Origin of the sequence: Streptomyces sp. NPDC002698, from assembly GCF_042888945.1 — a bacterium.
Taxonomy (GTDB): Bacteria; Actinomycetota; Actinomycetes; order Streptomycetales; family Streptomycetaceae; genus Streptomyces.
In genome coordinates, this window is the sequence record NZ_JBIAQM010000004.1 from 62,180 (window position 1) to 79,027 (window position 16,848).

Below are 16,848 nucleotides of genomic sequence, written 5' to 3' on the forward strand. Positions count from 1 at the left end.
CCCGACGGTGCGTCCCGACGGCCGGATCCGGCTCAGCCGGTCGCCAGCAGGACCGTGCCGACCAGCGCCAGCGCCGCTCCGGTGGCCTGCACCCCTCGCAGCCGTTCTCTGAGGACGCCGCGCGCGGCCAGGGCCGTGACCACCGGGTAGAGCGAGGCGAGGACGGCGGCGACGGTGACCGGGCCGTGCTGGGCGGCGACCGAGTACGTGCCGTTGGCCGCGACGTCGGCCAGGCCCACGAAGGCGAGCGCGGGCAGGGAGGCCCAGGGGAAGCCGCCCTCGGGAAGGGCCGCGGCGCCGCGCCGGACGGAGAAGGCCAGAGCCACGCCGCCGGTGACGACATTCGTCAGGCGCTGCACGAACAGTGCCAGGAAGAGCCCGGTGACCGACGACGAGGCTTCCGCGATCAGCGCGAACACCGTGCCGAAGCCGGCGGCCGCGATCAGGGTCAGCAGGATCGCCTGCCGCTGCACCGGCGCTCCCCGGAGCTGGGGCCCGCCCGCGAGGACGATCCCCGCGACGGCGACCGCGATGCCCGCGACCTGCGTCAGTCCCGGGCGCTCCCCGAGGAACAGGCCGACGCCGATGGGGACGGCCACCGCCAGCGAGCCGAGCGGCGAGACCACGCCCATCGGCCCGAGCGCGAGCGCCTTGTAGAAGGAGAGCAGTGCGACCGGGCCCACCAGGCCCGCGGCGACCGCGAACCACAGCTGCGGTCCCGCCGCGCTCCAGCCGCCGGTGGCCAGGACGATCGCGCCGAGGACCACCGCGGCGATCGACTGGGACACGACGACCACCGTGAGAGCGGGGGCGCGCCGGGTCAGCAGACCTCCGCCGAAGTCGGCCAGGCCCCACAGGAGGCTGGTGGCCAGGGCGAAGAGTGCTGTCACGGGGGGCCTCGCAGTACAGTTCGGTGAACGATCAGGTGCATCACACGATAGTTCACCTGATTGAACTCTGTCATTCAAAATATTGGACGGAATGTGTCGGATCTCGACCTGCTGACTCAATCCCTGGCGCGCAACGTGAAGCGCTGGCGCACCGAGCGCGGCTTCACCCTGGAGGCGCTCGCCGCTCGCGCCGGAGTCAGCCGCGGCATGCTCATCCAGATCGAGCAGGCCAGGACCAATCCCAGTCTGGGTACCGTCGTCAAGATCGGTGACGCGCTCGGCGTCAGCATCACCACCCTCCTCGACTACGAGCAGGGGCCCCGGGTCCGGATCGTCCCGGCCGACCAGGCCGTACGGCTGTGGCACACCGAAGCGGGCAGCTACAACCGGCTGCTGGCCGGCACCGAGGCGCCCGGCCCGCTGGAGATGTGGGACTGGCGGCTCATGCCGGGCGAGGGCAGCCCCTCCGACCCGCACCCCTCCGGCACCGTCGAACTCGTGCACGTCATCTCGGGCGACCTGACCCTCACCGTCGACGGCGTCGATCACCACGTCCCCGAGGGAGCGAGCGTCTCGTTCGAGGCCGACACTCCCCACACGTACGCCAACCGGGGCGAGGTCCCGGTCGAGATGGTCATGGCCGTGTCGGTCCCGCTCGTGCACTGAGACCGCGCCCGCTTCCGCCCCTGGCGAGCCGGTCCGCGCGGGCACGGCAGGCTCCCGCCGGGCGGGTCATCGGGGCTGTTAGCGTGCCGTCATGCGCGCACCCATCGGACACTTCGACCGAGCCTTCCCGGCCCCCGACCGGCTGGACGACCTCATCCGCCCCGTCGCCGACGCGGTGCGCGGGTGGCGCGGTGGCACCCCCGCCGAGCAGATCGTCTACGTCGAGACGAACCCCGAGTGGGCCGACACCGCCGTCTTCGTCGAGCACTACGGCAAGGAGCTGCTCGACACCTCCGCCAACTGCGTGGTCGTCGCGGGCAAGCGGGGCGGCGAGACCACGCTGGCCGCGTGTCTCGTCCTGTCCGCCACCCGCGTCGACGTCAACGGTGTCGTACGCCGTCAACTGGGCGCCCGGAAGGCCTCGTTCGCACCGATGGACATCGCCACCGGCGAGACCGGCATGGAGTACGGCGGCATCACCCCCGTCGGACTCCCCGGCGACTGGCCGGTGTTGGTCGACTCGGCCGTCGTCGAGCTGCCGTACGTCCTGGTGGGCAGCGGCCGTCGGCGCGGCAAACTCCTGGTGCCGGGCAAGGCGTTCGCGGAACTGCCGAACGCGGTGGTCCTGGAGGGACTGGGCGTCGCCGGATGACGCGCGTCCGTCCGTGAGGCACGTCCGTCCGTGAGGCGCGTCCTGCCGGGAGCCGCTGTCCGTTCACGCGGCGGCGTGATGTGCCAGCGTCCGGTGCGGGTCCGCCTCGCCGGGCGCCGGGGCCGGATCGGCGTGGACCAGGGCGGCGGTCAGCCTCGGAACGGCGTGCAGCAGGGCGTGTTCGGCGTCCACGGCGATGGCGTGGGCGTGGCGAACGGTCGCCTCGCCGTCCACCACGACCGCCACCTCGGCGCGCAGCCTGTGCCCGATCCAGCGCAGCCGCAGTTCCCCCACGTCGCGCACGCCTTCGACCCGCCGCAGTGCCTCCTCGGCCCGGTCCACCAGCTCGGGCTCCACGGCGTCCATCACGCGCCGGAAGACCTCCCTGGCGGCATCGCGCAGCACCAGCAGGATCGCGGCGGTGATCGCCAACCCCACCAGCGGGTCGGCGAGTCGCCACCCGAGTGCCGCGCCGCCCGCGCCCACCAGTACGGCGAGTGAGGTGAATCCGTCGGTACGGGCGTGGAGTCCGTCCGCGACCAGGGCGGCCGAGCCGATCTCGCGCCCGACGCGGATGCGGTACCGGGCGACCCACTCGTTGCCGGCGAAGCCGATGAGGGCGGCGAGCGCGACCGCCGGGAGGTGCCGCACGGTCTGCGGATCGAGCAGCCGGCCGACCGCCGCCCAGGCCGCGAAGGCGCCGGAGGCCGCGATCGTCAGCACGATCACGATGCCCGCCAGGTCCTCCGCCCGCCCGTAGCCGTAGGTGAAGCGCCGGGTCGCCGCGCGGCGGCCGAGGGTGAAGGCGACTCCGAGCGGCAGGGCGGTCAGCGCGTCGGCCGCGTTGTGCACGGTGTCGCCGAGCAGCGCGACCGACGCCGACAGCACGACAACGACCGCCTGTGCCAAGGCCGTTGTGCCGAGGACGGCCAGAGAGACCCACAGTGCCCGCATGCCCCGGGCCGACGCTTCCAGCGTGGAGTCGAGCTTGTCCGCCGTTGCGTGGGAGTGCGGGGTGAGGATATGGCGCAGCCGGCTCCGGTGGCCGTGCGGGTGGCTGTGGCCCCCCGGACGCGTGCGCGGGTGCGGCCGGCCCGGAGGGTGTGCGTGTGCGTGTGCGTGGCCCGGGCCGTGGCCGTCCTCGTCGCCGTGAGCGTGCCCGTTCCCGTCCGGGGCCGGGGCCGGGCGCGGGTGGCTGTGACGGTGTGCCCGTCCGCCGGTGCCCTCGCTCCCGTGGCCGCTGCCGCCGCCGCTGTCGCTGCGGTGACTGCCGCCGTGGTCGTCGTCGCCGCCGCGACCGTCCCCGTGGTGCTGGTCATGGCCGCCGTCCCCGTGATGGCCGTGGCCGTGCCGCTCGTTCACGTGCGTCCCCTTCCGTGCGCGGGAGTGGACGCGCTGGTGTCCACGAGGCCATTATGTGCGTATGAGCGCACGCATGCACCTATCACCTGCGCACGATGCGCACCCGCGCACCCCCGGCGAGGAACAGTTCGCGCTCGCGGCCGAACTTCTCGCCCTCCTCGCCGACCGCACCAGACTCACGCTGCTGCACGCCCTGACCGGTGGCGAGGCCGATGTCACGACGCTGACCGAGAGGTGCGGAGCGGCCCGCCCGGCCGTCAGCCAGCACCTGGCCCGGCTCCGTCTCGCCGGGCTCGTGAACACGAGGAAGGAAGGGCGCCGGGTGATCTACTCGCTCGGCGACGGTCATCTGCGCCGGGTGGTCGACGAGGCGCTGAGCCTGGCCGACCACCGGCTCTCCGACCGCCCGGCGCACGACTGAGGCCACGTGCGGCCGTGTCCGGTGGGGGCGTGGCCGTCAGCGCGTGAGCGTGCCGTCGCCCGTGACCGCGTGGCCGATCGCGGTCGTGGCGTCGTCCTCGCCCTCCTCGCCCTCCTCCAGCAGGTTCGCCGCCGCGCCCACGATGCTCGGGTCGGGGCTGCCGACGACCTCCTCGTCCTTGTCGGCGTAGGCGAAGCGGGCGAGGACACTGCGCATGGCCTCGACGCGGGCCCGCTTCTTGTCGTTGCTCTTCACCACGGACCACGGCGCCTGCTCGGTGTCCGTCTCGCGGAACATCGCGACCTTGGCCGCCGTGTACTCGTCCCAGAGGTCCAGCGAGGCCAGGTCCATGGGGCTCAGTTTCCACTGCCGTACCGGGTCGACCTGGCGGATCGTGAAGCGGGTGCGCTGCTCACTCTGCGAGACCGAGAACCAGAACTTGATCAGGTCCACGCCGTCGTCGACGAGCATCCGCTCGAAGGCCGGCGCCTGGCGCATGAACCGCCGGTACTCGTCGTCGGTGCAGAAGCCCATGACCCGCTCCACGCCCGCCCGGTTGTACCAGGACCGGTCGAACATCACGATCTCGCCCGCGGTCGGCAGATGTTCCACGTACCGCTGGAAGTACCACTGCCCGCGCTCCCGCTCGGTCGGCTTCTCCAGCGCCACCACGCGTGCGCCGCGCGGGTTGAGGTGCTCGGTGAACCGCTTGATCGTGCCGCCCTTGCCCGCCGCGTCGCGCCCCTCGAAGACGACGACGAGCCGTCGGCCGGTCTCCTTGATCCAGCTCTGCAGCTTCAGCAGTTCGATCTGCTGGAGCCGCTTGTGCCACTCGTACTCCTTGCGCTCCATGCGCCGCTCGTACGGGTAGTTCTCCCGCCAGGTGTCCACCGGGCTGCCGTCCGGCCGGATCAGTACGGGGTCGTCGTGGTCGGTGTAGTCCACCCGCATCCCTGTCAGCAGTTCCGTCATCCGGCCCTCCTCTTCCCGTGCTCCGATTGTCCGCCGATCACCTTGTTCATGCCGTTCCGCCGGAATGACGGAACGGCCGGACGGATCCCGTACGCCACCACGGCCGCGCGGCCGAGGGAGCGCGCTGATGTGATGTGGTCCGTTCCTCGATGGAAGCAACCGGAGGCGTACGGCGGGAGAACCGGAGACGAAGGCGACGCGAGCCGGAGTCGAGATGCCCGCACGCACGAGGGCCCACAGCCCTCGGCCATCGCGTGCCGCGCGTAATGTGACGAGCCGTCACACGGATTGCCCGTGTGAAGCCGTACGGATGACGATGACCGGCGGGCCGGTTCTCCTCTCCGCGGACGGAACCCGGCTCGCCCGGGGCGCTCAGCCCAGTCTCAGGTCGACCCACTCCGCGGTCTCACCGGGGAGGACGTAGCGCTCGATCTCGGCGAAACCGTGTCGCCGGGCGAAGCGCAGTCCGTCCTCGTTGGCCGCGAGGACGACGGTCTCGATCACCCGGGCCCCCGACGAGCGGGCCTGTTCCAGGCCGCGTGTGTACAGCTCCTCGCCGAGACCCCGCCCGCGGTGCTCGGCCAGCACGCGGGCGATCACGGTCGCCGTCGCGCTGTCGCCGGTGGGCGGACGCACGGTCGTACAGCCCACGAGGACGTCGCCGAGGTAGGCGACCTCCAGGCGGTAGCGCCGGACGCGCTCGCGCACCTCGGCGAGCGACATCGCGGCGGGCGGGACGATCACGTTGTGGACGTGCCGCCAGTCCGCGAGGCGGGCCTCGTCGTCCGGCGATTCGATGCGAAGAATGGGCACCGGAGCAGGAAACCGGTGTGGGCCGCCCCCCGTCAACAGCGTCGGCCCGAGCCGCCGGCGGGCCCCGTCGGGAGTGGGGCCGCCCCGTCGCGTCAGCCCAGCCGCGGAATCTCGATGGCCGGGCAGCGGTCCATCACCATGTCGAGTCCGGCGGCACGCGTCCGCGCGTACGCGACCTCGTCGATCACGTCGAGCTGGAACCAGACGGCCTTGGCGCCGATGGCGACCGCCTCGTCCGCGACCGGCCCGGCGAGGTGACTGTTCACGAAGACGTCGACGACATCGACCTCGAAGGGGATGTCCGCGAGAGAGGCGTACCCCTGCTCCCCGTGGACGGTCTCGGCCTTCGGATGCACGGGCACGATCCGCTTGCCGTAGCGCTGGAGGACCTCGGCGACGCCGTGGGCCGCGCGGCGCTGGTTCGACGAGAGCCCGACGATCGCCCAGGTGTCGCCCTGCTCGGTCAGGATCCTGCGGATCGTCTCTGAGTCGCCGTACACGCTCGGCCTCCGGGGTAAGGGGGATCGGTCAGTGTCTGCCACTGTCGTCAACAGTGAGCGGAGCGCGATGATTCCGCCCGCCGTCCGCTCGCAGATGGTCGAGCAGCAGACGGTTCAGTGTCTCGGGTGCCTCTTCCGGGATCCAGTGGCTGAGGCCGGGGAGGACCTCGAACCGGTACGGCCCGTCGACCCAACGCCCGGTCTCCTGCGCGGGACCCGGGCCGAAGGCGGTGTCCTCCGTGCTCCAGACGTACAGCGTGGGCACCTCGACGGAGCCGATCTCGCCGTCGGGGCGGCCCGACCGGTACCAGTTCAGTGCCGCGGTGAGGGCGCCCGGCCGGGACAGGTGGCGAACGTAGACGTCGGCACTGGCCTGCGGGACCTTTCCCGCGTAGAGCGCCCGCAGGAGCGCCGCGTCGTCGGCCAGCATGCGATTCTCGGTCGCGGGCGTCTCCCGCCAGTCGATCATGTACTGGGACCGCGCGTGCTGGTCGTCGTCGGAGCGCAGTGCCTCGGCGAGCGTGCCGGGGTGCGGGGTGGAGACGACCGTCAGGGTCCGTACGCGGCCGGGATGACCGGCGGCGGTCCACCACGCCACCGCGCCGCCCCAGTCGTGACCGACCAGGTCGAACGTCGGCCAGCCCAGCTCCTCGGCGATCGCGACGACGTCCGCGACCAGGACGCTGATCCGGTAGTCCTCGGCCCGCTCCGGGCGGACCCCGGGGGAGTAGCCGCGCTGGTCGGGCGCCACGACGCGGTAGCCCTGCGCGGACAGCGCCTCGATCTGCCGCCGCCAGGCCGGTCCCGTCTGCGGGAAACCGTGCAGCAGCAGCACCGGGCGGCCCTCGGGCGGACCCGCCGCGATGGCGTCGAACACACCGGCGGCGGTGGAGATGCGCATGCCGTTCACGGCCCACTCCTTCATACCGACTGGTCGGTGAGCCTTCCGGCGACGGAAGCGGATTGTCAAGGCCGCGCCCTCGGCCCGCTCCGGCGCGGTGCCGAGCCCGGTGGCCGCCGATCCGCCGGGCTCCGCGACCGCGGAGACGCGGTGCGCGTCACGTGGTGGCTTTCAGCAGCTCGGTGTTGCGGTCGCCCGGGCCGCCCGCCCATCCCTCCTGGACGCCGGCCCGCATGCCCTCGGCGAGCCCGGGAGCGTTGTAGGCCAGCTCCCGGTACAGCGAGGCGAGACCGGTCGCCGACAGGTCGGAGAAGTCGGCGGAGGCGCGGTGCGGCGGACTCGACGAGGATGGTGAACAGGGACACCGTGCCGTCCCCGTTGTCGGCGAGTTCGAGCAGCCGGGCGTGGTGCGGATAGTCCACGTGGGAGGCGGTGTTGACCTCCCAGAAGGAGCGGTCGGGGGCCGGGTGCCCGTGCGGGGTGACGCGGTTGACGTGGCTGTGGCCGTTGATCCAGGCCACCACGTTCGGGAAGCGGGAGAGCAGGGCGATGACCTCGGCGCCGTCGTGACGCGGCTCGTCGGTGCGGGCGGCGTCGGGGCGGCGGGTCATGCTCGGACTGTGGTGGTGGCTGAACACCAGGACGTGGGCGTCGTCGGCGCCGGGACGGCGGACGAGCCGGCCGTCGGTGTCGTAGGACCGTGAACTGTGCGCGGTCAGGGTCCGCTCCAGCCAGCGGAGCTGGTCGGTGCCGAGTGAGCCCTCGTAGTGGCCGCTGCGGTACGTCGTGTCGATGCTGACGCCGACGACGTTCTCGGCGATCCGGAAGGAGTGGTACAGGCGGTCCCCGTCCAGATGGTCCGGCGTGTAGCCGTGCCCGACCGGTCCCGCACCCGTGTACGCGGGGTCGAGATGGGCGGTCAGGTAGTCGTGCGGGGTGCACAGCCGGCGGCGCTCGTCGGGGGTCACCTGCCGCGCCTCTGCCGCGTGCCGGCGCAGGACGGCGGTGAGGACCGCGCTCTTGGGGTCGTCGCCGGTCCGCAGCGCGTTCGCGTAGGCGGCCGCCTCCGCGTCCGGTACCGAGAGGAGCTTGCGGGAGCCGACGGCGATGTCGCCGAGCGCGGGGGAGAGGCAGCCGCCGGGCAGGGCGTCGTGGTTGCCGGCCGTGGAGTACCAGGGGATCCGCAGTCCCGGGCTGGTCAACGGCCGGGTCGCGGCGGCCAGGAGGCCGGGGATCAGCGGCAGCCCGCGCCGCTTGTCCAGATCGCGTACGGTCGCGTCGCCGGGGTGCCAGAAGAGGGGCAGTCCGGAGTTCTGGACGCCTTCGTACGCGGTCGGGTCACCCGTGTTCGGCGTGATCCGGCCGCCGCTCATGAGCGTGAGGAACCACTCCAGCTCGATCGCCGCGTTGTTGTCGAGGTTGTCGCCGGTCGTCATCACGAACGCGGGCGGCAGCCCGGTGTGCGGGCCCGCCCGGAGCGCGTTGACCTGTTCCACGAGCGCCACCGCGCCCGCGACGGTCAGTGTTTCCTGCGGCCGCCACGCGGTCGCCGACCGCGCCCGCAGGAACTCGGTGCGCAGCGGGTTCTGCACGTCGGCGAGGTGCAGATCGGTGAACTGGACGAAGCAGGTGAGCGGGGTCCGCCGGTCCTCACGCCCGGTGCGGGCCGCGGCCAGCTCCTCGCGTACGACAGTCGGCCAGCCGGGGCCTGAGACCAGCCGCCGGTAGACGCCGGGGCGGGAGGGGCCGCCGAGACGGGCGGTCGTCTCCAGGGTGGTGGACGCGGCGCGGACAGCCTCCGGGCGTACGGCCCTGGCGGGGCGCCGCTGGGGCGCGGGGTGCCCTTGGCGGGGCAGCAGCGCCCCCGCGGTGCCCGTCAGGCCCGCCGCCACGGCGGCGCCCGAGGCGAGCAGAAGACGGCGACGGCCGATGACGGACGTGGGTTCGGTCCCGGTCATGGGGCAGCCCTCCGGTGCCTCCGAGTGACTCACTGAGCGGAACCACTCATTCAGGCCTCGGTGGCCCAGCGTGTGGCGCGGCCGTGAACGCCGCGTGATGGCTTGCGGAAGCCGGTGCGCGGCCGACCCTCATCCGCCGGGCCTCATCCGCCGACGCTCATCCGTCGGGCCTCATCCGCCGGGCGCGTGCGCCCGGAGACTCCGAAAGGCGCGCGGACATCCTGAAGCGCGGGGCGCATGTCCGGAACGGCCCCCACCTCCCCGCGCCCGGCCGTGCCTCCGCCTAGGCTCACCTCGTGCTCCGTATCCTCGACGCCCGCACGGGCGAACCCATCGACGCAGCCCTCGCCCGCCGCGGTCTGGTCCGCGTCCACGCGCACCTGCCCGGGTTCGGCCTCACGGGTCTACGGGTGCTCCTGGTCGCCGATGTCCTGGTACGCGCCCTGGAGATCGGCGGCAACCCCGTCTGGGCGACGCTGACTTCGGCGCCCGAAGGGGCAGCCGCCCGGGACGCGGGACATCCCGCGGACCCGTCCGACGCAGCGGACCCGTCCGACCCGTCGGACCCGGCAGGCTCCTGGGGCGAGGCAGGACTTCGGGCGTGCGCCGCCGAACTGGGAATCCGGCCGTTCGAGGAGCACCGCGACACGGAGCCGGGACCGGCGGCGACGCGGACCGTGCGCGTCCTCGCTCCGGGAGCCGCGGGGACGGACGGGCCGCGCGTCGAGGTGGCGGCCGTCGACACCGGGAGCGGTCCCGCGCCCCTTCCCGGGGATCCCACCGTGCTGCGGCTGGCTCTGCTCGCGTGGCGCCGGGACCTGCCCCTGCGCCTCGACGCGGACGCCCTGGCGGAGGCGGAGAGCACGCTCGGGCGCTGGCGCTCCGCCGTCGCCGGATGGGCCACCCGTCCCTCCAAGCCGGTCCCCGAGGACGTACGCCTGCGGTTGCGCGCCGCCTGGGAGGACGATCTGGACGTCCTCGCCGTGCTGGACGTGCTGCGGTGGGTCGAGACGTCGGACGTCGCGGAGGGAGCCCGCTTCGAGACGTACGCCTACGCGGACCGGCTGCTCGGCCTCGAACTCACCCGCGAGATCGGAGCGTCGCTGTGAACACGCGCGCCGCCGCCGGCCCGAGGCGAAGACTGGTCGTCCTGCGGCACGCCAAGTCCGCCTGGCCCGACGGAGTGCCCGACCACGAACGGCCGCTCGCGACGCGCGGCCGCCGAGACGCCCCCGCCGCCGGACGCGCCATGGCGGGAGCCGACCTGCTGCCGGACCTCGCGCTGTGCTCGACCGCCGTACGTGCCCGGGAGACCTGGGAGCTGGCGGCCGAACAGTGGGGCACTCCGCCGCCCGTACGGTTCGATGAGAGGTTGTACGGGGCGGACATACCGGAGTTGCTGCAATCCATGAGCGAAGTCCCGGAGCATGTACGGACCTTGCTGCTGATCGGGCACAACCCGGGCCTCGAGGAGCTGGTTCTCGAACTGGCGGGGGACGGTTTCGACGACACGCTGGACCACGTCCGGACGAAGTTCCCGACCTCGGCCGTCGCGGTCCTGGTCTGGCACGGCAGCGCCTGGCACCAACTCGGTCCCGGCGACGCTCTGTTGACGGACGTCGTCGTGCCGAGGGGCAAGAAGGAGTGAATCTCGGCCGACGTGCGCCCGGGGCCGACGGGCCGGGCCGGCCGTCACCCGGCGCGGTGCCCGGCGCTGTACCTCCCGCGTGACAGCGCGCCCGCGTGACAGCGCGCCCGCGCGCCCGCGCGGGGCAGAGAGGGTGCGCACCGGTGGCCGGGCGGGGAGGCGGTGTGACCGCGCCGCTCGCCCGGACGAGCTCGCTCCGTCCACCGTTCCCCGCCCGCCATCCGCCACGCACGCGTGCCCGCGGGCCGCGGACGAGCTCGGGCCGTCCGCCGTCCGCCGTCCGCCGTTCGTCGACCACGCGCGCGTGCGGTGCCTGATCGTGGGCCCGGGTGCCGGCCTGGGGCCGGCCCGTCGGCCGCGTGGGCTTACAGCGCATACGCTGGCGTGATGCAGGACGAGTACCGCACAGTGGCCCACGCGGGCGTGCACGAGACCGAGGTCAACCGCTCCCGATTCCTGTGCGCCCTCGCCCCGGCGGCCACCGAGCGGGAGGCCCAGGACTTCGTCGCGGCCGTCAGGAAGGAACACGCGGACGCCACGCACAACTGCTTCGCGTACGTCATCGGAGCCGACGGCGCCGTGCAGAAGGCGAGCGACGACGGCGAACCGGGCGGCACCGCGGGCGTGCCCATGCTCCAGATGCTGCTGCGCCGCGACATGCGGTACGTCGTCGCCGTCGTCACCCGCTACTACGGCGGGGTCAAGCTGGGTGCCGGCGGACTGATCAGGGCGTACGGCGGCTCGGTGGGCGAGGCGCTGGACGCGCTGGGCACGATCACCCGGCGGCGCTTCCGGCTGGCCACGGTCACCGTCGACCACCAGCGGGCCGGCAAGGTGCAGAACGATCTGCGGTCCACCGGCCGTGAGGTGCGTGATGTGCGTTACGGCGAGGCCGTCACCATCGAGATCGGGCTGCCGGACGCCGATGTCGAGTCCTTCCGGGCCTGGTTGGCCGACGTGACCGCGGGGACGGCCGGCTTCGAGCTGGGCGGGGAGGCCTACGGAGACGCGTGACGATCCGGGCGAAACGGGACCGACCGTCGTGTTCCGGAGGCGGTCAGGGCGGGCCGATACGGGAGTAACCGCCCGTGATGTCAGGCCCGGCCGTTACTCTTCGGGGATCATGAGGCTCCTGCACACTTCCGACTGGCATCTGGGCCGGGCGTTCCACCGGGTGAACATGCTCGACGCCCAGTCCCGCTTCATCGGCCATCTCGTCACGACCGCGCGCGAGCGCGAGGTCGACGCGGTGGTCGTCTCGGGAGACGTGTACGACCGTGCCGTGCCGCCGCTGGCCGCGGTCCAGCTCTTCGACGACGCCCTGCACCGCCTGGCCGGCCTCGGCGTGCCCACCGTGATGATCTCCGGGAACCACGACTCGGCGCGCAGGCTCGGCGTCGGCGCCGGACTCATCGGGCGTGCGGGCGTTCATCTGCGCACCGACCCCGCGGGCTGTGGCACACCGGTGATGCTGGCCGACGCCCACGGCGATGTCGCCTTCTACGGCCTGCCCTATCTCGAACCCGCCCTGGTGAAGGACGAGTTCGGGGTGGAGAAGGCCGGTCATGAGACCGTGCTGGCCGCCGCCATGGACCGGGTGCGCGCCGACCTCGCCGGCCGTGCGCCGGGCACCCGCTCCGTCGTCCTCGCCCACGCCTTCGTCACCGGCGGCGAGGTGAGCGACAGCGAGCGGGACATCACCGTCGGCGGCGTCGCCTCCGTGCCCGCCGGAGTCTTCGGCGGAGTCGACTACACCGCCCTCGGGCACCTGCACGGCAGTCAGGTCATCACCGAGCGCGTGCGCTACTCGGGATCCCCGCTGCCGTACTCCTTCTCCGAGGCCGACCACCGCAAGAGCATGTGGCTCGTGGATCTCGGCCCCGACGGCTCCCTGGCCGCCGAGCGGATCGACTGCCCGGTGCCCCGCCCCCTCGCCCGCCTCCGCGGGCACCTGGAGGACCTGCTCGCCGACCCGGCGCTCGACCGTCACACGGACTCCTGGGTCGAGGCGACCCTCACCGACCCGGTGCGGCCCTCCGACCCCATGGCGCGGCTGGCAGGGCGCTTCCCCCACACGCTCAGCCTCGTCTTCGACCCGGAACGCTCCCCGGAGGCCCCGGGCGTCTCGTACGCCCGCCGGATCGCGGGCCGCAGCGAGGAAGAGATCGCCGAGGACTTCGTGGCCCATGTCCGCGGCGTGGGTCCCGACACCCGGGAACAGGCCGTTCTCCAGGACGCGTTCGACGCCGTCCGGGCCGACGAGAGCGTACGGGAGAGCGCCCGGTGACACCACGTCCGCCGCACACCCAGGGGGCCACCCGCCCGGAGACCGAGGGAACCCGATGAGGCTGCACCGCCTGGACATCACCGCCTTCGGCCCGTTCGGCGCCGCCCAGCGGGTCGACTTCGACGAACTGTCCGCCGCCGGGCTCTTCCTGCTCCACGGACCGACGGGCGCGGGCAAGACCTCCGTCCTCGACGCCGTCTGCTACGCGCTGTACGGAGCGGTTCCCGGCGCCCGGCAGAACGGTCAGGGCCTCGGACTGCGCAGCGACCACGCGACACCCGACGTCCGCACCGAGATCCGCCTCGAACTCAGCGTCTCCGGACGCCGGCTGGAGGTCACCCGGCAGCCGCCCTGGGAGCGCCCCAAGCTGCGCGGCAAGGGCATGACGACCGAGAAGGCCCAGACCTGGCTGCGCGAGTACGACTCCGCGGCCGGCTCCTGGAAGGACCTCAGCCGCTCCCACCAGGAGATCGGCGAGGAGATCACGCAGCTGCTCGGCATGAGCCGCGAACAGTTCTGCCAGGTCGTGCTGCTGCCCCAGGGAGACTTCGCGCGCTTCCTGCGGGCCGACGCCGAGGCCCGCGGCAAACTGCTCGGCAGGCTCTTCGACACCCACCGCTTCGCCGAGGTCGAAAAGCGCCTCGCCGAGCGGCGGCGCGCCGCCGAGGCCGAAGTGCGGTCCGGGGACACCGCGTTGCTGGCCGACGCGCACCGGATGCAGCAGGCGGCCGGACCCATCGTCGAGGAGCCGCTGCCCGACCTCGCGCCCGGCGATCCGGGCCTCGCCGGCTCGGTGCTCGCCTGGGCCGCGGTGGCCCGCAGCACGGCTCGCGAGGTGCTGACCGTCGCCGACCGCGCCCGTGACGCCGCGGAATCGGCGCAGGCGGCGGCCGACCGCGCGCTCGACGACGTACGCGAAGTCGACCGGCTGCAGCGCCGGTTCACCGAGGCGCAGGAGCGGGCCGCACGGCTGGAGCGGCGCGCCGACGCCCACGGGGACGCCCGCACGCGCATGGAGCGAGCCCGCAAGGCCGAGACCGTGGCTCCCGCACTCGAACTGCGCGACGCCGCCGAAGCCGAGCACCGGCGCGCGGTCACCGAGGAGACCCGCACGCGAGCCGCCCTGCCGGAGACGTACGCCGGTGCCGGAGCGCCCGGTCTCGCGGCGGCCGCGCGCAAGGCGGCCGAGGAACTGGGCGGCCTGGAATCGGCACGCCGCGCCGAACGACGCCTCGGCGAACTCGGCACGGAACGCGCCTCCTTGGACCGTCAGGAACGCGCCGACGAGGACGTCCTCCAGGACGCCGAGAGCTGGCTGGCCGACTGGGAGGAGACCCGCGCGGGAGTCGAGGCACGGGTCGACACCGCGCAGGAGGCCGCGGCGCGCGCCGAGCAGCTCGCCGTGCAGCGCGAACCGGCTTTCAAGCGGCTCGCGGCGGCCCGGCTGCGCGACGAGCTGACCCAGGACACGGAGACCGCCCACGCCCGGAGCCTGGCCGCGCGCGAGCAGGCCACCGAGGCACACGCCCACTGGCTCGACCTGAAGGAACAGCGTCTCCAGGGCATCGCCGCCGAACTCGCCGCCGGTCTGGTGGACGGGGAGTCCTGCGCCGTCTGCGGTGCCACCGAACACCCGGCGCCCGCCCGGAAGATCGCCGGCCATGTCGACCGTGAGACGGAGGAGCGGGCTCTCGCCGTCTATCGAGGCGCCGACGAGAAGCGCGCCGAGGCCGAGCGCCGGCTCGGCGTCGTACGCGAGGCGCTGGCCGCCGCGACCGCGGAGGCGGGCGACGCGTCGACCCGGCGACTCGAAGAACAGGCCGAGGAGCTGGAGCGGCTGCACGGCGAGGCCCGTACGGTGGCCTCCGGGCTGCATGCCGCGCGCGAGGCCCGTGAGCAGGCCGAACGGGAACACGAGCGGCGGCTGACCGCCCAGCAGGAGGCAGCCAGGCGGGTTGCCGCACGGGCCTCGCACCGGGATTCCCTCGACCGCGAAAAGGCTTCGCTGGAACGGGAGTTGGAGCAGGCGCGCGGCACCGCCGTGAGTGTGTCCGCGCGGGCCACGCAGCTCGAGCGGCAGGTCGCGCTGCTCACCGAGGCCGCGGACGGCGTCCGGGCGGCGGAGGACATCGCGCGGCGCCTCAAGGACGCCGACGCGCGTCTCGCCGACGCGGCCTTTCGCGCCGGTTTCGAGACCCCGCAGGCCGCGGCCGCCGCGATGCTCGACGACGTGGCCCACCGTGATCTCCAACGGCAGCTCGACGCCTGGCAGTCGGAGGAGTCCTCGGTGCGCGCCGTACTCGCCGAGGCGGACACCGCGGCCGCGGCGCGGCGCCCTCCCGTCGACCTGCGGGCCGCCGAGCGGGCGGCCGAGTCCGCCTCCCGGCGGCTGCGGGACACCGCGTCGGCGCGGGACGCGGCGGCCCGGCGCTGCACCGAACTGAACGCGCTCTCCACCCGCGCGACCGGCGGGGCCCGCCGGCTCGCCCCGCTGCGCGAGGAGTACGAACGCGTGGCCCGGCTGGCCGGTCTGGCGGCCGGCACCTCGGCGGACAACGAACGCAGGATGCGCCTGGAGGCGTACGTCCTCGCCGCCCGTCTGGAGCAGGTAGCCGCCGCCGCCACGGTCCGCCTCCAGCGGATGTCCTCGGGGCGCTACACCCTGGTGCACTCCGACGACCGGGCGGGCCGCGGACGCAGCGGGCTCGGACTGCATGTCGTGGACGCCTGGACCGGACGGGAGCGCGACACGGCGACGCTGTCCGGCGGCGAGACCTTCTTCGCCTCCCTCGCCCTGGCTCTCGGTCTCGCCGACGTGGTCACCGACGAGGCCGGCGGGGTGCGGCTGGACACGCTCTTCATCGACGAGGGCTTCGGAAGCCTCGACGACCAGACCCTCGACGAGGTGCTCGACGTCCTCGACTCGCTGCGGGAACGCGACCGCAGCGTCGGCATCGTCAGCCACGTCGGCGACCTGCGCCGCCGCATCCACGCTCAGCTGGAGGTCGTGAAGGGGAGAACGGGGTCGGTCGTGCGGCAGCGGGGCGCGTGATCGGCGGCGGCAGGGGAGCCCTCCCGGCCGTCATCGCTTCGGCCGGTCGGTCGCCCTCCTGGCCGATTGCCGTCCCGGCCCGTCGCCGGGCGGTCTCAGCGGCCCAGCGGCCGGCGCGGCAGGGGTGAGGAGTAGACGACGCTCGTCGTCACCGAACCGAGCGTGCCGATCTTGCCCGACACCGTCTCCAGATGCCCCATCGACCGTGCCGCGACCTTGATGACGAAGCAGTCGTCACCGGTGACGTGGTGTGCCTCCAGGATCTCGGGTGTGACCTCGACGAGGTCGTGGAACGGCTTGTAGTTGCCGTTCGGATATCTGAGCCGGACGAACGCCAGGATCGGCAGCCCCAGGCTCTCGGGGTCGACGACGGCCGCGTACCCCTGGATGACGCCCGCCTCCTCCAGGCGGCGCACCCGCTCGGTGACCGCGCTCGGTGACATGGAGACGGCCCGTGCCAGCTCGGCGAAACTGGCCCGGCCCTCGCGCTGGAGGACGTCGAGGATGCGCCAGTCGGTGGCGTCCGGGGAATACGCGGTCATCCACGATGAATACCAGGGGAATCCCCGGCCGATCAACCGCACTGCCGTGGATCACCACTTCAGGACGGAGACCTGCCCCCGTAGATTTCTGGTCGGGAAGTCCCGCGGGATGCGGTGCGCAGGAGCACCTGGGTGGCAAGGGCGGCATCCGTCCGGCGGGCCACAGAACAAAGAAAGGCCGACC

The 16,848-nt window shown here is 73.3% G+C and carries 15 protein-coding genes and 1 pseudogene; 8 read left to right on the forward strand and 8 right to left on the reverse strand.

The window, feature by feature from the left end:
- Positions 1-32: 32 nt before the first annotated feature.
- Positions 33-890: an EamA family transporter gene (locus ACFYW9_RS07375; RefSeq protein ID WP_389145948.1), complete on the reverse strand. Its 858-nt coding sequence runs from the start codon at positions 888-890 to the stop codon at positions 33-35.
- Between the two features lie 93 nt (positions 891-983).
- Here ACFYW9_RS07375 and ACFYW9_RS07380 point away from each other — a divergent pair, with 93 nt between their 5' ends.
- A complete protein-coding gene (locus ACFYW9_RS07380; RefSeq protein ID WP_389145951.1) occupies positions 984-1,556 on the forward strand; it encodes a helix-turn-helix domain-containing protein in 573 nt (190 codons plus the stop codon).
- A 91-nt stretch (positions 1,557-1,647) separates the two neighbouring features.
- Positions 1,648-2,208: a YbaK/EbsC family protein gene (locus ACFYW9_RS07385; protein ID WP_389145954.1), complete on the forward strand. Its 561-nt coding sequence runs from the start codon at positions 1,648-1,650 to the stop codon at positions 2,206-2,208.
- 63 nt (positions 2,209-2,271) lie between these two features.
- Here the strand turns inward: ACFYW9_RS07385 and ACFYW9_RS07390 are convergent, their stop codons facing one another.
- Entirely contained in the window at positions 2,272-3,240 is a 969-nt protein-coding gene (locus ACFYW9_RS07390) for a cation diffusion facilitator family transporter (RefSeq protein ID WP_389146718.1), read from the reverse strand.
- Positions 3,241-3,631: 391 nt separating this feature from the next.
- On the opposite strand from ACFYW9_RS07390, the gene ACFYW9_RS07395 reads away from it, so the two are divergent.
- Entirely contained in the window at positions 3,632-3,991 is a 360-nt protein-coding gene (locus ACFYW9_RS07395) for a metalloregulator ArsR/SmtB family transcription factor (RefSeq protein ID WP_326789076.1), read from the forward strand.
- 36 nt (positions 3,992-4,027) lie between these two features.
- On the opposite strand, the gene ppk2 is transcribed toward ACFYW9_RS07395, so the two are convergent.
- The 5 genes and pseudogenes from ppk2 to ACFYW9_RS07420 form a co-directional block, all read right to left on the reverse strand.
- Positions 4,028-4,963 (reverse strand): polyphosphate kinase 2, encoded by a 936-nt coding sequence (gene ppk2, locus ACFYW9_RS07400; RefSeq protein ID WP_389145958.1) that lies wholly within the window; start codon positions 4,961-4,963, stop codon positions 4,028-4,030.
- 372 nt (positions 4,964-5,335) lie between these two features.
- Positions 5,336-5,776: a GNAT family N-acetyltransferase gene (locus ACFYW9_RS07405; RefSeq protein WP_389145961.1), complete on the reverse strand. Its 441-nt coding sequence runs from the start codon at positions 5,774-5,776 to the stop codon at positions 5,336-5,338.
- Positions 5,777-5,868: 92 nt separating this feature from the next.
- Positions 5,869-6,276, reverse strand: a complete 408-nt coding sequence (locus ACFYW9_RS07410) for a CoA-binding protein (protein WP_326789079.1) — start codon at positions 6,274-6,276, stop codon at positions 5,869-5,871.
- Positions 6,277-6,304: 28 nt separating this feature from the next.
- Positions 6,305-7,177, reverse strand: a complete 873-nt coding sequence (locus ACFYW9_RS07415; RefSeq protein ID WP_389146721.1) for an alpha/beta fold hydrolase — start codon at positions 7,175-7,177, stop codon at positions 6,305-6,307.
- Positions 7,178-7,334: 157 nt separating this feature from the next.
- Positions 7,335-9,135, reverse strand: a pseudogene (locus tag ACFYW9_RS07420) (TIGR03767 family metallophosphoesterase).
- A 296-nt stretch (positions 9,136-9,431) separates the two neighbouring features.
- On the opposite strand from ACFYW9_RS07420, the gene ACFYW9_RS07425 reads away from it, so the two are divergent.
- The 5 genes from ACFYW9_RS07425 (at position 9,432) to ACFYW9_RS07445 (ending at position 16,122) form a co-directional block, all read left to right on the forward strand.
- The gene (locus tag ACFYW9_RS07425) at positions 9,432-10,244 is read left to right on the forward strand and encodes a hypothetical protein (RefSeq protein ID WP_389145965.1); all 813 of its coding nucleotides are present in this window, start codon (positions 9,432-9,434) and stop codon (positions 10,242-10,244) included.
- Positions 10,241-10,783, forward strand: a complete 543-nt coding sequence (locus ACFYW9_RS07430) for a SixA phosphatase family protein (RefSeq protein WP_389145968.1) — start codon at positions 10,241-10,243, stop codon at positions 10,781-10,783. Before ACFYW9_RS07425 ends, ACFYW9_RS07430 begins: the two co-directional genes overlap by 4 nt.
- Before the next feature lie 387 nt (positions 10,784-11,170).
- Complete coding sequence (locus ACFYW9_RS07435; protein ID WP_389145971.1) at positions 11,171-11,797, forward strand: YigZ family protein; 627 nt, start codon at positions 11,171-11,173, stop codon at positions 11,795-11,797.
- A 109-nt stretch (positions 11,798-11,906) separates the two neighbouring features.
- Complete coding sequence (locus ACFYW9_RS07440; RefSeq protein WP_389145974.1) at positions 11,907-13,070, forward strand: exonuclease SbcCD subunit D; 1,164 nt, start codon at positions 11,907-11,909, stop codon at positions 13,068-13,070.
- A gap of 55 nt (positions 13,071-13,125) precedes the next feature.
- A complete protein-coding gene (locus ACFYW9_RS07445; protein WP_389145977.1) occupies positions 13,126-16,122 on the forward strand; it encodes an AAA family ATPase in 2,997 nt (998 codons plus the stop codon).
- A gap of 95 nt (positions 16,123-16,217) precedes the next feature.
- Here ACFYW9_RS07445 and ACFYW9_RS07450 read toward each other — a convergent pair whose 3' ends face one another.
- Positions 16,218-16,664 carry an Lrp/AsnC family transcriptional regulator gene (locus tag ACFYW9_RS07450; protein WP_389145980.1) on the reverse strand — a complete coding sequence of 149 codons (447 nt, stop codon included), beginning with the start codon at positions 16,662-16,664 and terminating at the stop codon, positions 16,218-16,220.
- Positions 16,665-16,848: the final 184 nt, after the last annotated feature.